This window comes from Pseudomonas sp. FP2338 (assembly GCF_030687515.1).
Lineage (GTDB): Bacteria > Pseudomonadota > Gammaproteobacteria > Pseudomonadales > Pseudomonadaceae > Aquipseudomonas > Aquipseudomonas salomonii.
In genome coordinates this window covers 2,278,292-2,300,134 of record NZ_CP117436.1, presented here as the reverse complement: position 1 = coordinate 2,300,134, position 21,843 = coordinate 2,278,292, and the positions used below count along the sequence as shown (strand labels likewise).

Below are 21,843 nucleotides of genomic sequence, written 5' to 3'. Positions count from 1 at the left end.
GACGTTTTTCGACGGGTTTAACGCCGCTTTAGGCCTTGCAGCGCTGTAGCCCGTCTAGGATTCTGTAAGGGACTCGCTGACTTCCTAACAACAACACCGGAGTGGCCGCCATGAAAACCGTTGCACAAGTGCTCAAAGCCAAGGACCAGAAGAATCAGGACGTGCATACCATCCAATGGGATCACACGGTGTTTGAGGCGCTGGTGCGGATGTCAGAGAAAAACGTCGGAGCCTTGCCGGTGGTCAAGGACGGTGCAGTTGTCGGGATCATCAGCGAACGCGATTACGCACGCAAACTCATCCTCAAGGGCCTGTCGTCGGTCAAAACCCGAGTGGATGAGGTGATGAGTTCCCCTGTGATCACCGTTGATACCCATAAAAGTGTCGAAGAATGCATGAACATCATGACCGACAGTCACCTGCGCCACCTGCCCGTGGTCGAAGACGGCAAACTGCTGGGCCTGCTGTCCATCGGTGACTTGGTAAAAGAGGCCATTGCCGAACAGGCCGACCTGATCAAACAGCTGGAGCAGTACATCCGCGGCGAATAGGGGAACCCATGCTCGATACGCTGGACCATCAAGAAAATCACCTCGACACCCTGTACCGGGCCATGGCTGAACGACGCTTTTTGGTCTTGACCGGTGCAGGTATCAGCACGTCATCGGGCATCCCGGACTATCGCGACAGCGAAGGCGTGCGCCGTGGCAAGGCGCCGATGATGTACCAGGAATTCCTCGCCACCGCGCAAGCGCGCCGCCGCTATTGGGCACGCGCCATGCTGGGTTGGCCACGGGTGCGTATTGCGCAGCCGAACCAGGCTCATCTGGCGCTGGCAACACTGCAGCAGCGTGGCCGTATCAGCGGGCTGATCACGCAAAACGTCGACACCCTGCATGATCAGGCCGGCAGCCATGATGTGATCGAACTGCATGGCAGCCTGCATCGTGTGCTCTGCCTGGACTGCCAGCAGCGCAGTACCCGGGATGTGATCCAGCGGCAGATGGAAATCGACAATCCTTACCTGACCCAGGTCCACGCGGTGCAGGCGCCTGACGGTGACACCCTGCTCGATCCGACGTTTGAAGAACGCTTCCAGGTGCCGCGCTGTCCCCATTGCAATGGCGAGCGCTTGAAGCCAGACGTTGTATTTTTTGGCGAGAACGTGGCACCGGCGACGGCAGCCAGGGCCATGGCTGCCGTGGAGCATGCCGACGGGCTGCTGGTGGTGGGTTCTTCGCTGATGGCCTATTCCGCATTTCGCCTGTGCAAGGCGATGGTGGAGCAAGGCAAGCCGGTGATAGCCATCAACCTGGGCAAGACCCGTGGGGATGAGCTGTTGCAGGTGAAAATCGAGGCGTCATGCGAGCGCTTGTTGCCTCTGCTGGCCGAACGACTGAGTTAGCAAAACCACCGAAAAACCAACTGTGGGAACTGGCTTGCCTGCGATAGCGGTGTATCAATCAACAACTCTTTGGCTGACACACCGCTATCGCAGGCAAGCCAGCTCCCACAGGGTTTGCGCGTTGGATTGGCTAGCTGCCCACCACGACCCACCGCACAAAAAATGACGCCCAAGTCACGTTTTCCCGCATTCTCCCGTCCCCACAGCAATTTATGTAGTGACTGAAAATAATCACTACATAACCGTTGACGTAACCTTTTTGTCCTTGCATTATCGAGACGTCTCCCGGATCGGGAGCGTTGGTAACACGCGTTTTGAGCAAGCTCGTCTGACCGCCGAGCTGTTTTTTCCGGATGTGCACTGCCCACAAGGCAGATTGATGAAGCTGACCGGCCCGCAAGGGTTGGTACAAGGAGCTCAAACGCTGCTTGTCTTCGTGATGAAACCATTGCGTAGCCGTTCATCAGCAAGACTACATGCATCAGGTTCAAGACCCTGCCCGTATTCGGCAGACCGTCACTGACGCCCGGTTTTCGCAACCGGAGACAACTAAGCAGTTTTAACGGAATCAACTGATAGATCGCCAACTGGTCAAGGGGCTTACATTATGAATCTGAACAACCAACCAACTATCGATGAATTGGCTGAGATGTTCGCAGCGCAGAAAGACAAACTCGACGACCATATCCTTTGGGTTGGCAAATCGGGCGAAGTCAAAATTGACTGCCTGGCGCCCCATACCGAAGAAGCCGAGTTCGACCGCAACCACCGCGAACTGGCGGCGCGCCTGAGGATGTACCGCCGCGGCCAGGGTTATGTTGGCAAGAAAGCGGCAGCCGATCGCAATTTTATCGAGCAAGTATTCGACACACTTAACAGTGCCTGGGCGTCTTTCAAAGACAACTCGCAAGTTAAAGTGATCGACCGCTACTACTAATTAAAACTTGCCCACTGTGGGAGCTGGTCTGTTTACGATAACGGTTTAACTGCCAACACTGTTGTTGAATGTTAACTAGCTATCGCAGGCAAGCCAGCTCCCACATTTGTTTTGTGGCACGCTCAAAAAGTTGGAAAGCGCCCTTTTGCCGCTTCATCGCGAAAAATATCAAACAACACCTGCGCCGCCGCCGACAACTCATGCCCAGGTTTGGTCAGCACGCCAATCGGCCGCTCGATCACCGGATCGCTCAAGGTGATGCAATGGGCGCCCGCCTCCTCCATCTGACGTGCGCACAATGCAGGCACGGCGCTGACACCCAGGCCACTGGCAACCATCTTGCCCACCGTGGCCAATTGATGACTTTCCAAGGCCACCGGCAATTTCATCCGCAAGGCCCCCAAGTGCTCCTCCAGCATCACTCGCACCGTCGAAGGCCGTTGCAGCGTGATGAAGGGGTGTTCCAACAGGGTTTTCCAGTCGACTTCGGTACATTGCGCCAGGGGCGAATCACCGGGCACCACCGCAATAAACCGGTCCAGGTATAAAGGCGTGAAGGCCAGGGACGAGCCTTCAGATGGCTCGAACGCCACGCCCAGCTCCACTTGGCGATCGCGGACCATCTCCAGCACCTGTTCATTGATCAGGTCGTGCACCGTCACATTCACCTGCGGGTAACGCGCGCGGAATATCTTCAGGATCGGCGGCAGCAGGTTGCCCGCGAACGACGGCATCGCCGCCACCGTGACGCGACCACGTTGCAGGGTGAAACGCTGGCGCAGTTCATCTTCGGCATTGTCCCAATCGGCAATCAACCGACGTGCCAGCGGCAGCAGCGATTCACCCTCGGGCGTCAGCGCAACATTGCGGGTATTACGGCTGAACAGGCGGCCACCCAGGCCCTCTTCCAAGCCCTTGATGGTCAGGCTCAGCGCCGACTGGGAAAGGTGCAGGCGCTCGCAGGCAGCGGCAAAACTCAGGCTTTGGGCCACGGCGAGAAAGGCACGCATCTGTTTGACGGTCATGAGGCTGCTCCGGGTGCGGATTGGACTATGCTGTTTTCTAAATCAATCAACCTTAAAAAACAACTTAACAAATCAATCCGTCGGCGCAACACTCAGTTCATTGGCTGGCCCACAAACAATAAAAGAGGTGCATATGGCAGGTTTCGATAAACGCGTGGCGTCCTATGAAGAAGCACTGGCAGGCCTGGAAGACGGCATGACCGTGCTCTCCGGTGGTTTTGGCCTGTGCGGCATTCCAGAAAACCTCATCGCAGAGATCAAGCGCAAAGGCACCCGCGACCTGACCGTGGTTTCCAACAACTGCGGCGTCGACGGGTTTGGCCTGGGCGTATTGCTGGAAGAAAAGCAGATCAGCAAGGTAATCGCCTCCTACGTCGGTGAAAACGCGCTGTTCGAAAAGCAACTGCTCAGCGGCGAAATCGAAGTGGTGCTCACGCCCCAAGGCACACTGGCCGAGAAAATGCGCGCAGGCGGCGCCGGCATCCCGGCTTTCTTCACCGCCACCGGCGTCGGCACTCCAGTGGCCGAAGGCAAGGAGACCCGCGAGTTCAACGGTCGCCCGTACCTGATGGAAGAGTCCATCACCGGCGACTTCGCCATTGTCAAAGGCTGGAAAGCCGACCACTTCGGCAACGTCATCTACCGCCATACCGCGCAGAACTTCAACCCGCTGGCGGCTACTGCGGGCAAGATCACCGTGGTCGAAGTTGAGGAAATCGTCGAACCGGGCGAGCTGGACCCGGCGCAGATCCACACCCCAGGCATCTACGTCGACCGAGTCATTTGCGGCACCTTCGAGAAGCGCATCGAACAGCGCACCGTCCGCAAATAATCCGCCAGCCCAAATAATAAGGAGACAACACATGGCTCTTACCCGCGAACAAATGGCTCAACGCGTCGCCCGCGAAATGCAGGACGGTTTCTACGTCAACCTCGGCATCGGCATCCCCACCCTGGTAGCCAACTACATTCCCGAAGGCATGGAAGTGATGCTGCAATCGGAAAACGGCCTGCTTGGCATGGGCCCGTTTCCGACCGAGGAAACCATCGATGCCGACATGATCAACGCCGGCAAACAAACCGTGACCGCACGCATCGGCGCCTCGATCTTCTCCTCTGCGGAATCCTTCGCGATGATTCGCGGCGGGCATGTCGACCTCACCGTGCTCGGTGCTTTTGAAGTGGACGTGCAGGGCAACATCGCGTCGTGGATGATCCCCGGCAAGCTGGTCAAGGGCATGGGCGGCGCCATGGACCTGGTGGCCGGTGCAGAAAACATCATCGTGATCATGACCCACGCGTCCAAGGACGGTGAGTCCAAATTGCTCAGCCAATGCAGCCTGCCGCTGACCGGCGCCAAGTGCATCAAGCGCGTGCTGACAGACCTTGCGTACCTGGAAATCGAAAATGGCGCTTTTGTCCTCAAGGAACGCGCACCTGGCGTCAGCGTTGAAGAGATTGTGAGCAAGACCGCCGGTAAACTGATCGTCCCGGACCACGTTCCAGAAATGCACTTCCAGTGAGGACAGATTCCATGCAAGACGTCGTGATTGTTGCTGCCACCCGCACCGCCGTGGGCAGCTTTCAAGGAGCGCTGGCCAGCATTCCGGCACCGGAGTTGGGCGCGGCGGTGATCCGTCGCCTGCTGGAGCAGACCGGCCTGGACCCGGCTCAGGTCGATGAAGTGATCCTCGGCCAGGTACTGACCGCAGGCAGCGGCCAGAACCCGGCGCGCCAGGCCTCGATTCTGGCTGGCCTGCCCCACGCCGTACCGGCTTTGACCCTGAACAAGGTCTGCGGCTCCGGCCTCAAAGCCCTGCACCTGGGCGCTCAAGCCATCCGTTGTGGTGACGCTGATGTGATCATCGCCGGCGGCATGGAGAACATGAGCCTGGCGCCGTACGTCTTGCCCGCTGCGCGCACCGGCTTGCGCATGGGCCACGCCAAGATGCTCGACAGCATGATCACCGACGGCCTGTGGGATGCGTTCAACGACTATCACATGGGCATCACCGCCGAGAATCTGGTGGACAAGTACGGCATCAGCCGTGAGGCCCAGGACGCCTTCGCCGCAGCCTCCCAACAGAAAGCCGCCGCCGCTATCGAAGCCGGCCGGTTTGTCGATGAGATCACCCCGGTCCTGATCCCGCAGCGCAAGGGCGACCCGGTGGCCTTCGCCGTGGATGAACAACCGCGCGCCGGCACCACTGCCGAGTCCTTGGCCAAGCTCAAGCCCGCGTTCAAGAAAGACGGCAGCGTCACCGCCGGCAACGCCTCCAGCCTCAACGATGGCGCCGCCGCTGTGCTGCTGATGAGCGCTGACAAAGCCAAGGCTCTCGGCTTGCCTGTATTGGCGCGTATCGCCAGCTACGCCAACGCCGGTGTCGACCCTGCGATCATGGGCATCGGCCCGGTCTCGGCTACCCGCCGCTGCCTGGACAAAGCCGGTTGGAGCCTGGGCGAGCTGGACCTGATCGAAGCCAACGAAGCCTTCGCTGCGCAATCTTTGGCGGTGGGCAAAGAGCTGGAATGGGACGCGAACAAGGTCAACGTCAATGGCGGCGCCATCGCCATCGGCCACCCGATCGGCGCCTCAGGCTGCCGCGTGCTGGTGACCCTGCTGCATGAAATGATCAAGCGCGACGCCAAGAAAGGCCTGGCCACCCTGTGCATCGGCGGCGGCCAAGGCGTAGCCCTGGCCCTCGAGCGCAGTTGATCTAAAGAGCAACAGGCTAATTGTGGCGAGGGAGCTTGCTCCCGTTGGGCTGCGCAGCAGCCCCTGTCGACAAGAGCAACATGAGAAAAGGCTCGATTCCACGAAAAATCGGGCCTTTTCTTTGCCCGGTTTTCCTGAAAAAACACAATACTCATGTGGGAGCTGGCTTGCCTGCGATAGCGGTGTGTCAGCCAAGCCGTTGTTACCTGATACACCGCTATCGCAGGCAAGCCAGCTCCCACAGTTGATCGCGGTTATCCTTCGGTATGAGGCACCGCAAACACCGCATTCGCCCGTGCCACCACCTTGTCCCCCACTTGCAGGCTCACTGTGGCAAACGCCATCTGCCGGCCACGCTTGTGGTGCTCCAGGCGCACCACAATCCACTCCCCCACCTGCACGGCACCCAGGTAGTCCAACGTCATGCTAGCGGTTATCAACGGTAACGGCGGTTCGCTGGAAAACGCCATCGAATAACCCATGCCGACATCCGCCAGGGTCGCCAACACCCCACCGTGCACCGTGCCGCGCCCATTGGCGTGGCGGTTGTCGGCACGCAGGCCGATTTCCAGTTGCAACCCTTCACCCCGGCAATACGCCGGACCTAACAGGTCGAGCAACGGGCTGCTGCGTGGCAGCGAGACAAAGCCTTCGGGCACGGCGTGCGTGATCATGGCGAGTGCTTCCTTGGCCAAAACACGAGGTGTAACCCAGCTGCCGCAAGACCGCTATCAAGATCAGCCAAGCCAATGATCAACAATCAGCTAACGCTTCATGCAACGCTGATAGCGCTCATCTACGCGCTTGGCAAACCACGCGGTGGTGAGGTTGCGGGTGATCTTCGGGCTTTTGAGCACGATGCCCGGCAAAATCGCGCGCGGCACCGGCTTGCCGGCGGCCTTGTCGGCCAGGGCAAAGACGCGCTTGTAGAGGGTGGTTTCCTCGAAATCGAACTGCTCACCCTTTTCCAGCTGGCTGCGGATGCTGGGGTTGCGCATATCCAGCTTCGCGCCCAGGGAACGCACCGCCAACTCGGTGGTGCCGGGCAGCAGTGAGCCATAACGAATCAGATCCCCATCCAGCGCCAGCTCGGTGCCGCTGACTCGGCTGACAGCGGCCTGGAACGCGGCATTGCGGCTGGCATACCACCCTGCGTTGAAATCGGCAAAGCGGTACAACGGCTGATCGTAGCTCACCGGGTAACCGAGCAAATGCGTAATGCCGAAGTACATGCCGCCACGACGGGTGAAGACTTCGCGGCGAATGGTGCCATCCACGGTGTAGGGATAATCGCGGGCGTGTTGCTGTGCAAAGTCGATACTGACCTGCATGGGGCCGGCGGTGTGCACCGGGTTGAACCCTGCGAACAAGGTATTACCCAAGGGCACCATGCTGATGAAATCGTCAAAAATGCCGCTCAAGTCCCTCTCTGTGCGTGCGGCACTGAGGCGCTCGGCGTAGGTCTTGCCGGTGGGCGAACGCAATTGCAGCGTGGTGCGCACCACAAAGGCCGGCACATGGACCTTGCCGGCGCGGCGCAGGATTTCATCCTGGGCGATCTTGCCCATATTCGGCACCGGCGGGTCTACCTGGTAGGTGGACTCTTGCTCGGTGACCGCCAGCACGGCGCAGATATTTTCGCTGCTGGGGTAGATTTTCTGGGTGTCGAAGGCGGTGTAGATGTCTGTGGCCCAGCCGTTGCGGTCCGCCACCGTGGCCGGTAACAGCCGCACAATCTGCGCCTTCACCTCGGCCTCGCTGCGCTCAGGCTGCTGCGGGCCGCGTGGGGTGGAGCAACCGGCCAGCAACAGCAACATGGTGAGGCACAGGATCAGGCGGCTTGAATACATGGGGCTTCCTTGAGTAACGACGGGCCGGGTGGTGCGGATATCGACAGGTAAGTCTAACCGGGGTTCGCCGACCTGCTGCACTCGCCAGTTATCACTGAACGTGACAGGATCGGTCATCGACCATTCGTACAAGGAGTTTGAATGCCATGCTCAGCCTGAATTTCCTCGTTACCTGCCTGGTCGTCGTGCTGATCCCCGGCACTGGCGTGATCTTTACCGTGTCCACCGGCCTCACCGCCGGCAAGCGTGCCAGCCTGTTTGCCGCGTTGGGCTGTACCGCCGGGATCATCCCCCACTTGCTCGCATCGATATTGGGCGTTTCCGCCCTGCTGCACACCAGCGCCCTGGCTTTTGAGGCGTTGAAATTCGCTGGGGCGGCCTACCTTTTGTATCTGGCCTATGCCACCTGGCGCGACCGCTCGGCCTTCGCCATGAGCGACACGCCGACGGTCGCGACTGCACGCAGCCTGATGTTGCGCGGCTTTCTGCTGAATATTCTGAACCCCAAGCTGACGATTTTCTTCCTGGCCTTCCTGCCGCAATTCGTCACCCACGGCAGCACGGCGCCCGCTTTGCAGATGCTGGTACTAAGTGGCGTTTTCATGGCGATGACATTTGCGGTGTTTGTGGTGTATGGCCTGCTGGCCAATGTATTTCGCCGTGCCGTGATCGAGTCGCCACGGGTACAGAATTGGTTACGCCGCAGTTTTGCCGCAGCCTTTGCGGGGCTGGGGTTGAACCTGGCGTTTGCACAGCGCTGACAAGGACTACCGAAACCTCCTACCCAACACCCGGATAAGCTCTACAGCTATCGCCTGAAAACCTCTGCAAAGTCCTTCGCCTGATCACACAGTGCGAGGGATTGCAGATGGTTTTGTTTGTTAGAGCCCGGGCCAAAGGGGCTACCGCTTGAACCCGGCCATTGGCAGGCTGGCCCTGACCCCAATGGACGTAAAGACGGTCGACGTTGAAAGCGTCTTCCGCGATTTTCGCGAATGCCTGAATACCTTTGACGACTGGGCGTCGAGCTTCTGGAGCTTCTCGGCGCTGGATGTCGAGCAGGTGTTCAAGGTCGGGGATGAGGTGGCGCTGGTCGCCCCGATAAACCGCTCCATCATTCCCAGCAGCACCGTCGCCACGTGCCAGGCCAACGGTACGTTGACCCTGGTGCATATGTTCCAAAGCACGCGTTTTGTGCCCATCGGCAATACGCCGGTGGTGCTGCAACGCGTCGACCCCAACGGCGGCCCATTGGGCGAGCCGATCCACCACACCATCGGCCCCAGCGGCATTCTCGAAATCACCGAGTGTGATCGTAATCAATCGTACCGAATCAGTTTTTATCCCGATGTTTCCAAAGATCACGTCAAGGCACTGTACGCGTCTTATCAGACAGTGATTGCGGGGTTGGAAGAGCGCCTGCGTAAAGCGTGGAACGACACCTTCCAGGCGCAGTGGGCAATTTATACCGACGCCAAACCGCTCGACCAGCGCAGGATGCTGGAGAAGGCGGTTCTCAATGGCATGGGCACGGCGCTCTACACCCTTTGGGACAACTTAACGCAGCTGTATGAACTGTTGGCGGACATCAGGCCCAACAGCGAAAAGTTGCTGAAGTACATCTCCCAGGCCGAGCTTGATGAGCTGCTGACACTCAGCAACGACGCGATCGCCAACGGCCTGCTGGTACTCAGCGATGAGCCGCTGTTGTTCATTTACGTGTCGGCGATGGTCAGCTGGATGCGCCTGCTGCCGCCGCAAGACATGCACGAGCTGATGGGCGAAATCACCGGCGAGGTGTTGATCAACTTGCTGTTGATTCGGGCGACGGCGGGCATGGGCGTGGCGGTACGCCTGGGCACTCAAGTCCTCGGGCACATCAAGTCCGGACGGGCGCGGAGTTTGCTCGAGTTGCTGGCAAAACAGCATGTGGGGCCGACGTTGGAGCCCCATGTAGCGGCGGTAAAACCTCTGTTGCTAGGCAGTGCCGCGACGCCGATAAAGACTGTGCCGGTTGCCCCGTTGAAGGCTGGGGACCAGTTGGTTGCCAACCCCGTGCCGGCGGTGCGCGGCAAGACGCAACAGACGACGTTGGTGCGCCAGGAACCTGTGGATGATGTGCCGGCTTCGGGCAAAAACCTTAATGGCGATGCGGCGGCACCTGCGGACAAAACTGTCACCCACGGTTGCCCCGTTTCGATGGTCACCGGCGAGGAATTGCTGACCCTCACCGATGGCACGCTGGACGGGGTTTTGCCGTTTGAGTGGACGCGGCTGTATCGCACCAGTGCGGTGGAAGTGGATTGCGGGCTGGGGTTTGGCTGGAGTCATTCGCTGGCGCACAGGCTTTCTGTTTCCGGTGAGTCGGTGGTGTGGACGGATCATGAAAATCGCCGTACTGAGTTTGTGCTGCCTACCGCTGCTCGACCGGCGATTACCAATAGCTTGGCTGAAGCGGCGATCTATTTGGGCGACTTGCCCGATGAACTGGTGCTGGCCCAGGCGTCGAGGTTTTATCACTTTCAAGAGGGCGTGCTGACCGCCATCAGCGATGCGTATGACAACCGACTGCGGGTTTTTCGTGATCGTTTGGGGCGGGTTGAACGGCTGGACAATGGCGTAGGCCGCTCGCTGCTGTTGCGGTATGAATTTGGCCGCATTGTGGCGGTGAACTATCAGGTTCATCGGGCCAAAGGGCATGAACCCTTCGAATGGGTGACGGAGCAGAAGGTTGTTTCCTACGCCTATGACGACCTTGGCCGACTGGTTTCCGCGACCAATGCTGTAGGCGAAAGCGAGGTTTATCGCTACGACGAGCAGCACGTCATTCTTGAACGCGGGCTGGCCGGTGGGGCGAGCTTCTTTTGGGCATGGGAACGGGCTGGCAAGGCGGCGCGGTGTGTTCGGCATTGGGCCAGCTTTTCGCAGATGGATACGCGGTATGCCTGGGGCGATGACGGCCGTGTCACGGTGCATAACGCCGATGGCAGCCGGGAAGTGTATGTCCACGATGATCGCGCACGCCTGGTGCAGCGTATTGATCCGGACGGTGCTGAGCACTTCAAATCCTATGACGACAAGGGCCGGCTGACGGTCGAGCAGGACCCGCTTGGGGCGGTGACGGCGTACCAGTACGACGAAGCCGGACGCTTGGTGGCGTTGTTTCCGGGGTACGATGAGCCGACGTCCTACGAGCATGACAACGGGTTCGTACGGGTCGTAAGGCGTGGGCTCGCCGTTTGGAAATACGAGCGTAACGATCAGGGCGACGTCATTCGCAAGACCGATCCTGACGGCAATGTCACGGACTACAGCTACAACAAATATGGGCAGCTGACAGGAGTTTGGTTTCCCGACAACAGTTGCCATCGGCTGGTCTGGAATGAGCGGGGGCAGTTGCTTGAGGAACTGTTGCCCAATGGGGGTATCAAGCGTTATCGCTATGACGACCTTGGTCGGCAGGTTGCCCGCGAGGATGAACAGGGAGCGCTGACCCAGTATCAGTGGGACAGCGTGGGTCGGTTGAATCGCGTCGTACTTCCAGGCGGCGCAACACGCGAATACAGCTACAACGCCTACGGAAAAATCATCGCCGAACACGACGAACTCGGCCACGTCACCCGTTACGAATACGCCGACGGCCTGCACCTGATCAGCCGCCGTATCAACGCCGATGGCAGCCACATCAAGTACCGCTACGACAATGCGCGCTTGCTGCTGACCTCGATCGAGAACGAGGCAGGCGAAACCTACCGGCTCGATTACCACCCCAACGGCCTGATCCAGCAGGAAATCGGCTTTGATGGCCAGCGCACGGCCTATGTGTATGACCTCAACGGCAACCTGGCGGAGAAAACCGAACACGGCGACGACGGCAGTCAGCTCGTTACCCGCTACAAGCGAGACCACGCCGGTCGCCTCGTAAGAAAAACCCTGCCAGACGGCAATATTGTCGACTATGCCTACGACCGCCAAGGCAATCTCCTCAGCGTCAACGACGGCCACTGGGCGCTGGCCTACGAATACGATCCACAAAACCGCCTCACCGCCGAACACCAAGGCTGGGGCACCTTGCGCTATGGCTATGACGCCTGCGGCCAACTGCACAAACTGCGCCTGCCGGACAATAACCGGCTGGTGTTCAACCACGACAAAGGCGGCCACCTTTCCACCGTCGAACTGAACGGCGAAACCCTCACCTCCCACCTGTTCAAAACCGGCCGCGAACACCAGCGCCAGCAGGGCCAGCTCCTCAGCCACTACCACTACGACGACCAAAACCGCCTGCACGCCCACGCCGTCAGCCAACAGCAACACACGCTCTACCAACGCCAATACGACTACGATAAAACCGGCAACCTCACCCGTCTGCTCGACACCCGCAAAGGCGAACACCACTACCACTACGACCCCCTCACCCGCCTGACCCGCGCCGACCACTCGCAAGACGTACAGGAACGCTTCGGCCACGACCCGGCCGGCAACCTGCTCATGCAAGACCGCCCCGGCCCGGACATCGTGGCCGGGAATCGGTTGATGATTCAGGGCGATCATCACTACGACTACGACGCCTTCGGCAATCTGATCCGCCAGCGGCGTGGCAAGTGCCATCAGCTCGTTACGGAATACCGCTACGACTGCCAGCATCGGTTGATTGGCATTACCCAACCCAACGGGCAAACCGCCAGCTATCGCTATGACCCGTTTGGGCGGCGGATCAGCAAGACCGTTAACGACATAACCACGGAGTTTTTCTGGCAAGGCGACAAGCTGGTAGCTGAACACCACGCGGATCGGCATCGCAGCTATATCTACGAGCCAGACAGTTTTCGGCCGTTGGCACTGCTGGAAGGCTTTGGGCCTGAAGACACCAAGCCCTTCCACTACCAACTCGACCACCTCGGCACGCCACAGGAACTGACAAACCCCGAAGGCGAAATCGTCTGGTCCGCGCACTACCGCGCCTACGGTGAAATCGCCCGTCTAGACGTCAGAAAAATCGACAACCCGCTGCGTTTTCAGGGCCAATATTTTGATGCGGAAAGCGGGCTGCACTACAACCGCCATCGCTACTACAATCCAGATATTGGTCGTTACCTGACGCCGGATCCGGTGAAGTTGGCGGGTGGGATTAATGCATACCGGTACGTCAAAAATCCTACTGAGTGGGTGGATCCGCTAGGCCTGAGTAGTTGCCCGGGTGGGGATGGATGCAAGCCAACTACAAATACAGAAAACACGGGCAAACAACCAAATGTTGATGATCGAAGCCCCTCACTACCCACTTCCGATCAAAAACGAGAATATCTGTATCGTGGAGACTCGAGGCATCCAGATGAGATTTTTGAGGGGGGCTTTGAAAGTAGAGGCAAAAGCACAGATCTCTATCTGCACTCACAAAATAATGCGAATCCCCCAAGCAATTTTGTGAGTACATCAGTATCTAGATTGCAAGGCGTGATGTTCGCAACGACTTACGGGCTAGAAGATGGCTATCTTTACATCTTGAAAAAAATTCCAGGCCGAGATGTCAACAAAGAGCTCGGAATTCTATCCGACTTCCAAAAAGAACGTGAAATTGCTATACCTGGCCGAATAGACACAAAAGATATTTTAGGAGCCACGCCCCTACACGATGATGGCACACATAAAGGCTACTCACTAATTAACCCCAACAGAAGCTAAAAAATGAAAGAATTAGAGATAACCATAATAAAAAATTCGATTCGCGAAAATGCGACCATCGAATATGACAGAAAAACAGCAACACTCTCGATAACATTTTCTAACGGCGTAAAAAAAACTTACACCGACATTGACATCTATATGTGTTTCGGCTTAATGAGAAAAGACTTTAATGACATAAAATTTCTCTGCAAAGGAGCAAAGGTCAACGTGTATCCTTCAGCAATGGCATCACAAATGTCTAGTGGAGTGGTGGCTTACGAAACAAAACTAGGCGATCCGGATGCAAAGCTTGTTCGTATATTTGATTATGATGAAAATGAACTAACAAACGACATCAACGAACAGATTGCATACCGCACAAAATGGTCTGAATCGCTGTAGGTGCTGAGTGAAAACCTGTGACGAGCAACCTTTCTAGCCACAGGCCAGTGACCTCACCTCGAAATTTTAGGATCAGAATCCCTCCCCAAAATAAAAAAGAACTTTCATTCACCACAAAATATACACAGCAGGCACTCTAGCTTCCATGCCAATAAAACCCAATGAAGGCCATGAAACCCACTCAACCCAACCCCAAACAGAAAAAATATGGAAACGAAAAAAATAAACATACTGATAAATGATAAAAAAATAGAAACAACAGTAAAGTTTGACACAAGAAAACTCATCATGAAATTTTCAGAAGCAGAAAACTTCAAGAAAATTTATGAGGGAAGGGATATTTACGTTTGCCTCGCAAAAGTCAGAGCCGACTTCCCCCATATGACCTTCTTATGCAAAGGCGCAAAATTAAATGTAATGCCTTCAAGAATGGCATCTCAAATGAGTGCAGGACTTGTTGCTTACGAAATAACCTTAGGCAAACAAGCCACCAGAAAAGATATAGTTCACATCTTTGATTACGAGGAAGAAAACCTAACGAACGATCCAAAAGAACAAATCGACTTCTTTAAAAAATGGCTCGCATCATTGGGTGCACAAGACTATGAAAAATTCAACTGAGCGTGATCGCAAAACATCCAAGAGCACTGCTCCTGTGACGAGCAACCTCACTCGCCACAGGCCCACCAAACAAAATCAGATCCCAGCCAACGCCAGATCCATCGCAAAATACGTAAAAATCAAATCCGCGCCTGCCCGCTTGATCGACCCCAACGTCTCGCGCACCACCCGCGCCTCATCAATTGCCCCTGCCTGGGCGCCAAACTTGATCATCGCGTATTCGCCACTTACCTGATACGCCGCCACCGGCAAGCGTGAGGCTTCGCGAATGTCGCGGATGATGTCGAGGTAGGCGCCAGCCGGTTTGACCATCAGCGCATCGGCGCCTTCCTGTTCGTCGAGCAGGGATTCGCGCACGGCTTCGCGGCGGTTCATTGGGTTCATCTGGTAGCTTTTGCGGTCGCCTTTGAGGGCGCTGCCGCCGGCTTCGCGGAACGGGCCGTAGAGGGCCGAGGCGAATTTGGTGGAGTAGGCCATGATCGGGATATGGGTGAAACCCGCGTCATCCAAGGCGCGGCGGATGGCCTGGACCTGGCCGTCCATGGCGGCCGACGGTGCGATGACATCGGCGCCGGCACGGGCGGCGGCCACGGCTTGTTTGCCGAGGTTGACCAGGGTCGCATCGTTGTCGACGTGGGCGCCGTGCATCACGCCGCAGTGGCCGTGGTCGGTGTATTCGCAGAAGCAGGTGTCGGACATCACGATCATGTTCGGCACAGCATCCTTGATGATTGAGGACATGCGCGAGACCAGGCCGCGCTCTTTCCAGGTGTCGCTGCCGTTGGCGTCCAGGTGGTGGGACACGCCGAAGGTCATCACCGACTTGATCCCGGCACGGGCATAACGCTCGATTTCACCGGCCAGTTTTTTCTCAGGAATACGCACCACGCCCGGCATGCTGGTAATCGGCACAAAGTCGTCGATTTCTTCTTCGACAAAAATCGGCAGTACCAGGTCGTTGAGGGTGAATTCGGTTTCCTGGAACAGGCCACGCAGCTCCGGGGAGCGGCGCAGGCGGCGAGGACGGGCTTGGGGGAACTGGCTGGTCATGGCTTTCCTGGATAGCATCAGAATATTTGGGCAAAAGCTTATGCCCCATGGCCCCCGCAGCACAAACGCCTGGGGACCAATAGTGTATTGCGTGGGTCGTAACAATATATTGATCTAGAGCTGGACTCGCCCTTCGATACACGCCGCCACTGCGCCGCCCACCCAGATTTCATCGCCCTGGCGCTCTACGCGAATCCGCCCGGCGCGCCCAATCGCGGTGCCCTGGCTGACCACATACCGCTCGGGCGCAAGGCCTTCGGCCAGCAACCATTGGGCAACACCGGCATTCAAGCTGCCGGTGGCCGGGTCTTCCTGGGCGCCGTCACCGGCGATAAAAGCGCGCACTTCAAAATGGCTGTCCACCTCGTCACGCGCCGGGTCACAGAGTGCGATGACGCCAATGGCCAAGCCGTGCAATTGCGAGTAATCGGGCTGCAAGGCCAACACTTGATCGCGGTCGGCCAGCATCACCGCCAACCAGCCAGCGCCGTTATCCACCCACTGGCTGCGCACAATGGCTTCAGGCGCCAGGCCCAACCCCAGGCGCACGCGCTCCAGCAAGGGCGCGTCCACCGGCCCCATGCGCAACAACGGTGGTGCAATAAAGGCCAGTTCATCGCCTTGACGTCGGACACGCACCAGGCCGATTTCGCACTCCTGGATAATCTCCTCGCCTTTGGGCACGCCGCCTGCCTGCAGCCACGCATGGCAGCTGCCCAATGTCGGGTGCCCGGCAAACGGTAGCTCTTTAAGCGTGGTGAAAATTCTTACTCGGTAATCCGCCCGTGGATCACGCGGCGTCAGCAAAAACGTGGTCTCGCTGAGGTTGGTCCAGTTGGCGAAGTCGGCCATTTGCTGGTCCGTGAGGCTATCGGCGCCGAGCACGACCGCCAGGGGGTTGCCCTTGAGCGAAACACGGCTGAACACATCCAGTTGCTTGAAATCGAAAGTCGGCATGTCTTAGCTCGGAATACTCAGACCGCGCATCACCGCCGGGCGGGCGACAAAACCGTCCAGTGCACGCAGCACATTAGGGAAATCAGCGATGCCGACCAGGTCACCGGACTCGTAAAACCCGATCAAATTGCGGATCCACGGAAAGGTGGCAATGTCGGCGATGCTGTATTCATCACCCATGATCCAGGTGCGACCCAGCAAGTGTTTTTCCAGCACGCCGAGCAAACGCCGAGATTCGGCGGCGTAGCGGTCACGCGGACGTTTGTCTTCGTATGCTTTGCCGGCGAACTTGTTGAAGAACCCGACCTGGCCGAACATCGGACCGATACCGGCCATCTGAAACATCAGCCACTGCAGGGTTTCGTAACGGGTGGCCGGGTCTTCGGAGAGCAACTGGCTGGTTTTTTCCGCCAGGTAAATCAGGATCGCGCCGGACTCGAACAACGCCAGCGGCTGGCCGCTCGGGCCATTGGGGTCGATGATCGCGGGAATCTTGTTGTTGGGGTTCAGGGACATGAACTCCGGCGACAACTGGTCCTGGGTCTCGAAACTGACCTTGTGTGCTTCATAAGGCAGCCCCAGTTCCTCCAGCATGATCGACACCTTGACCCCATTGGGCGTGGGCAGCGAATACAGCTGCAAGCGCTCCGGGTGCTGGGCGGGCCATTTGCTGTTGATCGGGAAAGCGGCGAGTGCGTTCATCGGGAAGTCCCCAGGCTCAAAGTCCCCATGATAGCCACCTGCACGCCGTCCTGCATGGGTCATCATTGCGCAACATAGCCGCGCTATGGTGCGCGCAGGCGAACCAAAGAGCCGATTCACACTCTTAACTGCGCCATGACGGTGAAAGGAAGACACCCCGTAACAATCACAGGTTAAACCGCAGCACGCCGGATGCGTCGCTGGGGCCAGGCTTGCCCGCCTTAATCGCTGCACTGAAGACTCGAACCTACAATGACAATCAAGCCTCTGTGCCTTGCGCAACGTCTTAAACGTTATGCCTACATCATGTTGCCGCTGTCGCTGGTGGGCGGCGCCATCGGCCTGACTCTGGAGTCTCGAATCAGCCGCGCCGCGCCGGTGGACGGTGTGCAAACCCTGGTGTTCCTGCGCCACGGCGAAAAACCCGTCGGCGGCCTCGGCCAGCTCAATTGCCAGGGCCTGAATCGCGCAATGAACCTGGCCACCGTGCTGCCGGAAAAATTCGGCAAGGCCAATTACGTGTTTGCGCCCGACCCGACGCGCAATGTCGAGGAAGGCGAGCAGGACAATTCCTACAGCTACATTCGGCCCCTGATGACCATCAGCCCCAGCGCCATCAAGCTTGGCCTGCCGGTGAACATCAAGTACTCCGCCAATGACACCCACGACCTCGCCGATGAACTGGTGGAAGACAAGTACCACAACTCAATCATCTACACCGCCTGGTCCCACGGCTATCTGCCGGAGCTGATCAACCGGGTGGCCAGTGAAGCCTCGGGTGAAAAACACACCATCACCGACGATTGGTCGGGCGGCGATTACGACACGCTCTATGTACTGACGCTGACCTGGCATAACGGCAAGGCTTCACTGCTGAGCCGCAACTACAAGCAAGGCCTGGATAACGGCCAGCAGACATGCCCGGATGCAACCCAAGTGAGCGCGGATATTTGAAACCCTGCCGATAGAGCCTACGCTCCCGCGTAGGAATTCACTCCGTGACGCTCAAGGTGTTGGGGCCAGCGTCACGACGCAGAGCGTCTCAGCCTGCATTCCCACGCAGGAGCGTGGGAACGATCGGTGGTAGGCGCGTATGATGCCCCGCTATTGAATCATCTGCGGACCTGCACCATGCCCAACCTCATCTCCACCCAGCCCAACCGGGGCTGGTCGTTCTGGTGGAAACCAGCGCTGTTCGTGTTGGTGGCCTGCATCGGCCTCTATTACGTGAAGTGGTCGCCCTACTACCTCAAGGCCTTTGTCGCTGCGGATAACCACAGCATCGGCGCCTCGATACTCAACGATCAGCAAAGCTCACCCTTGGCCGCGGCACTGGCCTATGCCCAGGTGTATTTCCTGGCGATCTGGAAAGCAGCCGTGCTGGCGGTGATTCTGGGTTCGCTGCTGCAAGTGTTGATCCCCCGTGACTGGTTGCTGCGCCTGTTCGGCCGCGCCGGGCTGGGTTCGACCGTGCGTGGCGGGCTGTTCGCCTTGCCGGGGATGATGTGCAGTTGCTGCGCGGCCCCGGTGGCAGCGGGCATGCGCCGTCAGCAGGTGTCGGTGGGCGCGGCGCTGGCCTTCTGGATCGCCAACCCGGTGCTGAACCCGGCAACGTTAGTGTTCATGGGCTTCGTACTCGGCTGGGGCTTTACTGCGCTGCGGCTGGTGGCGGGGGTTGTGCTGGTGGTGGGCGTGTCGCTGGTTGCACAACGCATTGCCCGCCCCGATCACGTGCCGGAAGCGGCATTGGACGCCGTGGCTGAGGTGAGCCAGACCGAGTCGCAGCCATTTTTGAGTCGGTGGCTGCAGACTCTGTGGCAGCTGTTCTGGAGCACGATCCCGATCTATATCGTCGCCGTGCTGATTCTGGGCGCCGCACGGGTGTGGCTGTTTCCCCATGTCGACGGCGCCATGGCCAACAGCCTGGTGTGGCTGGTACCGCTGGCCATCGTCGGCACGCTGTTCGTCATTCCTACGGCAGCCGAGATTCCTATCGTACAAACCATGATGACATTGGGCATGGGCACCGGCCCGGCCGTGGCATTGCTGATGACCTTGCCCAGCGTGAGCCTGCCGTCGCTGTTGATGCTGCGCAAGGATTTCGACGCGCGGGTGCTGGTGACAGTGGCTGGGCTGACCATGCTGGTGGGGGTGGTGTGTGGGTTGATCGGGGCGGTGATTCTTTAGGCTTTGTTGTGGGGCTTAGGGCCTAATCGCAGGCAAGCCAGCTCCCACATGCTGATCTGTGAATGCAGTCAAATGTGGGAGCTGGCTTGCCTGCGATGAGGCCCTCAAACCCACCGCATCACCCCCGCCTGGCACCCCGCTCGCGCAAGTACTCCACCACCGCGCCCTGCTCCCCGGCAAACTCGATCCGCGCGCCTTTGCTTTCACGCTGGAACGCATACATCGGGTCGTAATACTCGCGCAACAAGCCTTCGATCCACACCCGGTGCAAATCCACCGCACCGCTGCGCGCCTGCTCTGCCAAGGCTTCCTGCAAAATGGCCTGCAAGCGCTGGAAGCGCTCACCACCCAGGCGCTTGTGGATGTTGGCCAGGCTCTGGGTCAGGCGCTCGGCGAACAAGGCCTGCCCGCTGTCGCCAAACACCTGGATAAATTCGGCGCAAAGATCAACCACGTATTCGCGCAAAATCCGTTCGACGCGGCCTTCAACACTGTCTTGCAGCCACACCATCGGGAAGGTCTGCATGCCCTTGTGCAACGGCAACGGCAAAGCACAGCTGCCGATCATGCGGCTCTCGTCCTCGACCACAAACTGTTCGATACCACCCGCGCGCTTCTTCAGCAGGTCGACCGCCAGGCGGTTTTCAAAGTCGATGTTGGACGGTTGCGCCGTGGCGCGCTTGCCGAAGCTGGAGCCGCGATGGTTGGCGTGCCCTTCAAGGTCCAGGGCATTGCGCAACTGGCCCAACACCTCGGTCTTGCCGGTGCCGGTCATGCCGCCGAGCAAGACAAAATCACACTCGGCGGTCGCCTGCTCCAGGGTCCCCAGCAGAAAGGTACGCATGGCCTTATAACCACCGCCAACACGCGGATAGTCGATACCCGCCTCGGTCTTCAACCATTGCTGCACGATCTGCGACCGCAGCCCGCCGCGAAAGCAGTACAGATAGCCGTCGGGGTTGGCCTGGGCGAACTGCGCCCAATGCTCGATGCGCTCGGCCTTGATGGCCCCGGACACCAACTCATGGCCCAGCACGATGGCCGCTTGCTGGCCTTGCTGTTTGTAGCAGGTGCCGACCCGCTGGCGTTCGTCGTCGGTCATCAGCGGCAGGTTGACCACGCCAGGGAACGCGCCCTTGGTGAACTCGATCGGCGCGCGGGTATCCATCATCGGCCGGTCATTGAGGAAGATGTCGCGGTAGTCGGTGATGTCAGTTGCCATCAAAACACCTCTACCGCGTGGGTCTGTCGCTCAACCAGTGCGCCGATCGGCTCAAGGTTCAGGCCCAGTTCGGAGGCGACGGTGTGAAATTCGGCGTCGCCTTCCGGGGTGACGGCGATCAGCAGGCCGCCGCTGGTCTGGGGGTCGCACAACACGCGCTTGTGCAGCTCCTGCAGACGCCCGAGCTTGCTTGAATAGCTGTCGAAATTGCGCAAGGTGCCACCGGGCATGCAGCCCTGGTCCAGATAGTCCTCGATCCCAGGCAGGAGTGGGACCTTTGCGTATTCGATGCGGGCCGTGAGACCACTGCCGTCAGCCATTTCCACCAGATGCCCCAACAGACCGAAACCGGTCACATCGGTCATGGCCGTTACGCCGGCCAACTTGCCAAAACGGCTGCCAGGCTTGTTGAGCGTGCACATCCAGTCACGGGCCAGGCCGATATCCGCCTCGCGCAATTTGCCCTTTTTCTCGGCGGTGGTAAGGATGCCGATGCCCAGCGGTTTGGTCAGGTACAGCTTGCAACCCGCGGTGGCGGTGTCGTTGCGCTTCATATGGCGCTTTTGCACGATGCCGGTCACGGCCAGGCCAAAGATCGGCTCCGGCGCGTCGATGGAGTGCCCGCCTGCCAGTGGAATGCCGGCGGCGTCGCACACCGAGCGGCCGCCACGGATCACTTCGCGGGCGACTTCCGGCGCCAGCACATTCACTGGCCAACCCAGAATCGCAATGGCCATCAGCGGGTCGCCGCCCATGGCGTAAATGTCACTGATGGCGTTGGTGGCGGCAATACGGCCGAAGTCGAACGGATCATCGACAATCGGCATGAAAAAGTCGGTGGTGGAGACCACGCCACGCTCGTCATCGATGGCGTACACCGCCGCATCGTCGCGCGAGGCGTTGCCCACCCACAGGTTGGGGTCGAGGTTCTGTGCGCCGCTGCCGGCAAGGATCACTTCCAGCACCTGGGGCGAAATCTTGCAGCCACAACCCGCGCCGTGGCTGTACTGGGTGAGGCGAATCGGCTCGTTCATGGTGGACCTCAAGGTAACAAGTGGGCCGATTCTAACAGACAGCAAAAAGCCGGCTGGGCTCTTGTGAG

General features: G+C 58.7%; 20 protein-coding genes. 12 read left to right on the top strand and 8 right to left on the bottom strand.

All coding sequences use genetic code 11. The annotated features are described in order from the left end of the window. Positions 1-110 precede the first annotated feature (110 nt). From PSH96_RS10550 to PSH96_RS10540, 3 genes are all read left to right on the top strand, one after another. Positions 111-551, top strand: a complete 441-nt coding sequence (locus PSH96_RS10550; RefSeq protein WP_305459072.1) for a CBS domain-containing protein — start codon at positions 111-113, stop codon at positions 549-551. Positions 552-559: 8 nt separating this feature from the next. Continuing rightward, positions 560-1,405, top strand: a complete 846-nt coding sequence (locus PSH96_RS10545) for an NAD-dependent protein deacetylase (RefSeq protein WP_305459071.1) — start codon at positions 560-562, stop codon at positions 1,403-1,405. Between the two features lie 607 nt (positions 1,406-2,012). Continuing rightward, entirely contained in the window at positions 2,013-2,342 is a 330-nt protein-coding gene (locus PSH96_RS10540) for a hypothetical protein (RefSeq protein WP_305459070.1), read from the top strand. Between the two features lie 122 nt (positions 2,343-2,464). Here PSH96_RS10540 and PSH96_RS10535 read toward each other — a convergent pair whose 3' ends face one another. Further along, positions 2,465-3,367, bottom strand: a complete 903-nt coding sequence (locus PSH96_RS10535; protein ID WP_056860408.1) for a LysR family transcriptional regulator — start codon at positions 3,365-3,367, stop codon at positions 2,465-2,467. Between the two features lie 133 nt (positions 3,368-3,500). Here PSH96_RS10535 and PSH96_RS10530 point away from each other — a divergent pair, with 133 nt between their 5' ends. Genes PSH96_RS10530 through PSH96_RS10520 form a run of 3 tightly spaced genes read left to right on the top strand, consistent with a single transcriptional unit; the run spans position 3,501 to position 6,083 of the window. After that, on the top strand, positions 3,501-4,199 hold the full coding sequence (locus PSH96_RS10530) for a CoA transferase subunit A (RefSeq protein ID WP_058420641.1): 699 nt from the start codon (positions 3,501-3,503) through the stop codon (positions 4,197-4,199). Between the two features lie 31 nt (positions 4,200-4,230). After that, positions 4,231-4,890: a CoA transferase subunit B gene (locus PSH96_RS10525; RefSeq protein ID WP_017135011.1), complete on the top strand. Its 660-nt coding sequence runs from the start codon at positions 4,231-4,233 to the stop codon at positions 4,888-4,890. 11 nt (positions 4,891-4,901) lie between these two features. Then, complete coding sequence (locus PSH96_RS10520) at positions 4,902-6,083, top strand: acetyl-CoA C-acetyltransferase (RefSeq protein ID WP_305459069.1); 1,182 nt, start codon at positions 4,902-4,904, stop codon at positions 6,081-6,083. Positions 6,084-6,337: 254 nt separating this feature from the next. Here the strand turns inward: PSH96_RS10520 and PSH96_RS10515 are convergent, their stop codons facing one another. Together PSH96_RS10515 and PSH96_RS10510 are read right to left on the bottom strand one after the other, a co-directional pair. Continuing rightward, positions 6,338-6,757 (bottom strand): PaaI family thioesterase, encoded by a 420-nt coding sequence (locus tag PSH96_RS10515; RefSeq protein WP_305459068.1) that lies wholly within the window; start codon positions 6,755-6,757, stop codon positions 6,338-6,340. A 90-nt stretch (positions 6,758-6,847) separates the two neighbouring features. After that, the gene (locus tag PSH96_RS10510) at positions 6,848-7,933 is read right to left on the bottom strand and encodes a DUF1615 domain-containing protein (RefSeq protein WP_305459067.1); all 1,086 of its coding nucleotides are present in this window, start codon (positions 7,931-7,933) and stop codon (positions 6,848-6,850) included. Between the two features lie 146 nt (positions 7,934-8,079). Here PSH96_RS10510 and PSH96_RS10505 point away from each other — a divergent pair, with 146 nt between their 5' ends. From PSH96_RS10505 to PSH96_RS10490, 4 genes are all read left to right on the top strand, one after another. Continuing rightward, a complete protein-coding gene (locus PSH96_RS10505; protein WP_305459066.1) occupies positions 8,080-8,694 on the top strand; it encodes a LysE family translocator in 615 nt (204 codons plus the stop codon). Between the two features lie 184 nt (positions 8,695-8,878). Next, a complete protein-coding gene (locus PSH96_RS10500; protein ID WP_305460029.1) occupies positions 8,879-13,618 on the top strand; it encodes an RHS repeat-associated core domain-containing protein in 4,740 nt (1,579 codons plus the stop codon). A gap of 3 nt (positions 13,619-13,621) precedes the next feature. After that, entirely contained in the window at positions 13,622-14,002 is a 381-nt protein-coding gene (locus PSH96_RS10495) for a hypothetical protein (RefSeq protein WP_305459064.1), read from the top strand. Positions 14,003-14,209: 207 nt separating this feature from the next. Beyond that, a complete protein-coding gene (locus tag PSH96_RS10490) occupies positions 14,210-14,623 on the top strand; it encodes a hypothetical protein (protein WP_305459062.1) in 414 nt (137 codons plus the stop codon). Between the two features lie 75 nt (positions 14,624-14,698). Here the strand turns inward: PSH96_RS10490 and hemB are convergent, their stop codons facing one another. The 3 genes from hemB to PSH96_RS10475 form a co-directional block, all read right to left on the bottom strand. Then, positions 14,699-15,673 carry a porphobilinogen synthase gene (gene hemB, locus PSH96_RS10485; RefSeq protein WP_305459060.1) on the bottom strand — a complete coding sequence of 325 codons (975 nt, stop codon included), beginning with the start codon at positions 15,671-15,673 and terminating at the stop codon, positions 14,699-14,701. Positions 15,674-15,787: 114 nt separating this feature from the next. Next, a complete protein-coding gene (locus PSH96_RS10480) occupies positions 15,788-16,630 on the bottom strand; it encodes a PhzF family phenazine biosynthesis protein (RefSeq protein WP_305459058.1) in 843 nt (280 codons plus the stop codon). Positions 16,631-16,633: 3 nt separating this feature from the next. Beyond that, positions 16,634-17,332 (bottom strand): glutathione S-transferase N-terminal domain-containing protein, encoded by a 699-nt coding sequence (locus tag PSH96_RS10475; protein ID WP_058420871.1) that lies wholly within the window; start codon positions 17,330-17,332, stop codon positions 16,634-16,636. A gap of 252 nt (positions 17,333-17,584) precedes the next feature. On the opposite strand from PSH96_RS10475, the gene PSH96_RS10470 reads away from it, so the two are divergent. Further along, complete coding sequence (locus PSH96_RS10470; protein ID WP_305459056.1) at positions 17,585-18,286, top strand: histidine phosphatase family protein; 702 nt, start codon at positions 17,585-17,587, stop codon at positions 18,284-18,286. 177 nt (positions 18,287-18,463) lie between these two features. After that, positions 18,464-19,519 (top strand): permease, encoded by a 1,056-nt coding sequence (locus tag PSH96_RS10465; protein ID WP_305459054.1) that lies wholly within the window; start codon positions 18,464-18,466, stop codon positions 19,517-19,519. A gap of 118 nt (positions 19,520-19,637) precedes the next feature. Here the strand turns inward: PSH96_RS10465 and mnmH are convergent, their stop codons facing one another. Both mnmH and selD read right to left on the bottom strand, forming a co-directional pair. Further along, a complete protein-coding gene (gene mnmH / locus PSH96_RS10460) occupies positions 19,638-20,741 on the bottom strand; it encodes a tRNA 2-selenouridine(34) synthase MnmH (RefSeq protein WP_305459052.1) in 1,104 nt (367 codons plus the stop codon). After that, positions 20,741-21,775 (bottom strand): selenide, water dikinase SelD, encoded by a 1,035-nt coding sequence (selD, locus tag PSH96_RS10455; RefSeq protein WP_305459050.1) that lies wholly within the window; start codon positions 21,773-21,775, stop codon positions 20,741-20,743. Before selD ends, mnmH begins: the two co-directional genes overlap by 1 nt. Positions 21,776-21,843 lie beyond the last annotated feature (68 nt).

Excerpts from the sequence above, each read along its gene's own strand:
- PSH96_RS10550 (WP_305459072.1), top strand. The coding sequence starts at position 111 with ATGAAAACCGTTGCACAAGTGCTCAAAGCCAAGGACCAGAAGAATCAG.
- PSH96_RS10545 (WP_305459071.1), top strand. The coding sequence starts at position 560 with ATGCTCGATACGCTGGACCATCAAGAAAATCACCTCGACACCCTGTAC.
- PSH96_RS10540 (WP_305459070.1), top strand. The coding sequence starts at position 2,013 with ATGAATCTGAACAACCAACCAACTATCGATGAATTGGCTGAGATGTTC.
- PSH96_RS10535 (WP_056860408.1), bottom strand. The coding sequence starts at position 3,367 with ATGACCGTCAAACAGATGCGTGCCTTTCTCGCCGTGGCCCAAAGCCTG.
- PSH96_RS10530 (WP_058420641.1), top strand. The coding sequence starts at position 3,501 with ATGGCAGGTTTCGATAAACGCGTGGCGTCCTATGAAGAAGCACTGGCA.
- PSH96_RS10525 (WP_017135011.1), top strand. The coding sequence starts at position 4,231 with ATGGCTCTTACCCGCGAACAAATGGCTCAACGCGTCGCCCGCGAAATG.
- PSH96_RS10520 (WP_305459069.1), top strand. The coding sequence starts at position 4,902 with ATGCAAGACGTCGTGATTGTTGCTGCCACCCGCACCGCCGTGGGCAGC.
- PSH96_RS10515 (WP_305459068.1), bottom strand. The coding sequence starts at position 6,757 with ATGATCACGCACGCCGTGCCCGAAGGCTTTGTCTCGCTGCCACGCAGC.
- PSH96_RS10510 (WP_305459067.1), bottom strand. The coding sequence starts at position 7,933 with ATGTATTCAAGCCGCCTGATCCTGTGCCTCACCATGTTGCTGTTGCTG.
- PSH96_RS10505 (WP_305459066.1), top strand. The coding sequence starts at position 8,080 with ATGCTCAGCCTGAATTTCCTCGTTACCTGCCTGGTCGTCGTGCTGATC.
- PSH96_RS10500 (WP_305460029.1), top strand. The coding sequence starts at position 8,879 with ATGGACGTAAAGACGGTCGACGTTGAAAGCGTCTTCCGCGATTTTCGC.
- PSH96_RS10495 (WP_305459064.1), top strand. The coding sequence starts at position 13,622 with ATGAAAGAATTAGAGATAACCATAATAAAAAATTCGATTCGCGAAAAT.
- PSH96_RS10490 (WP_305459062.1), top strand. The coding sequence starts at position 14,210 with ATGGAAACGAAAAAAATAAACATACTGATAAATGATAAAAAAATAGAA.
- hemB (WP_305459060.1), bottom strand. The coding sequence starts at position 15,673 with ATGACCAGCCAGTTCCCCCAAGCCCGTCCTCGCCGCCTGCGCCGCTCC.
- PSH96_RS10480 (WP_305459058.1), bottom strand. The coding sequence starts at position 16,630 with ATGCCGACTTTCGATTTCAAGCAACTGGATGTGTTCAGCCGTGTTTCG.
- PSH96_RS10475 (WP_058420871.1), bottom strand. The coding sequence starts at position 17,332 with ATGAACGCACTCGCCGCTTTCCCGATCAACAGCAAATGGCCCGCCCAG.
- PSH96_RS10470 (WP_305459056.1), top strand. The coding sequence starts at position 17,585 with ATGACAATCAAGCCTCTGTGCCTTGCGCAACGTCTTAAACGTTATGCC.
- PSH96_RS10465 (WP_305459054.1), top strand. The coding sequence starts at position 18,464 with ATGCCCAACCTCATCTCCACCCAGCCCAACCGGGGCTGGTCGTTCTGG.
- mnmH (WP_305459052.1), bottom strand. The coding sequence starts at position 20,741 with ATGGCAACTGACATCACCGACTACCGCGACATCTTCCTCAATGACCGG.
- selD (WP_305459050.1), bottom strand. The coding sequence starts at position 21,775 with ATGAACGAGCCGATTCGCCTCACCCAGTACAGCCACGGCGCGGGTTGT.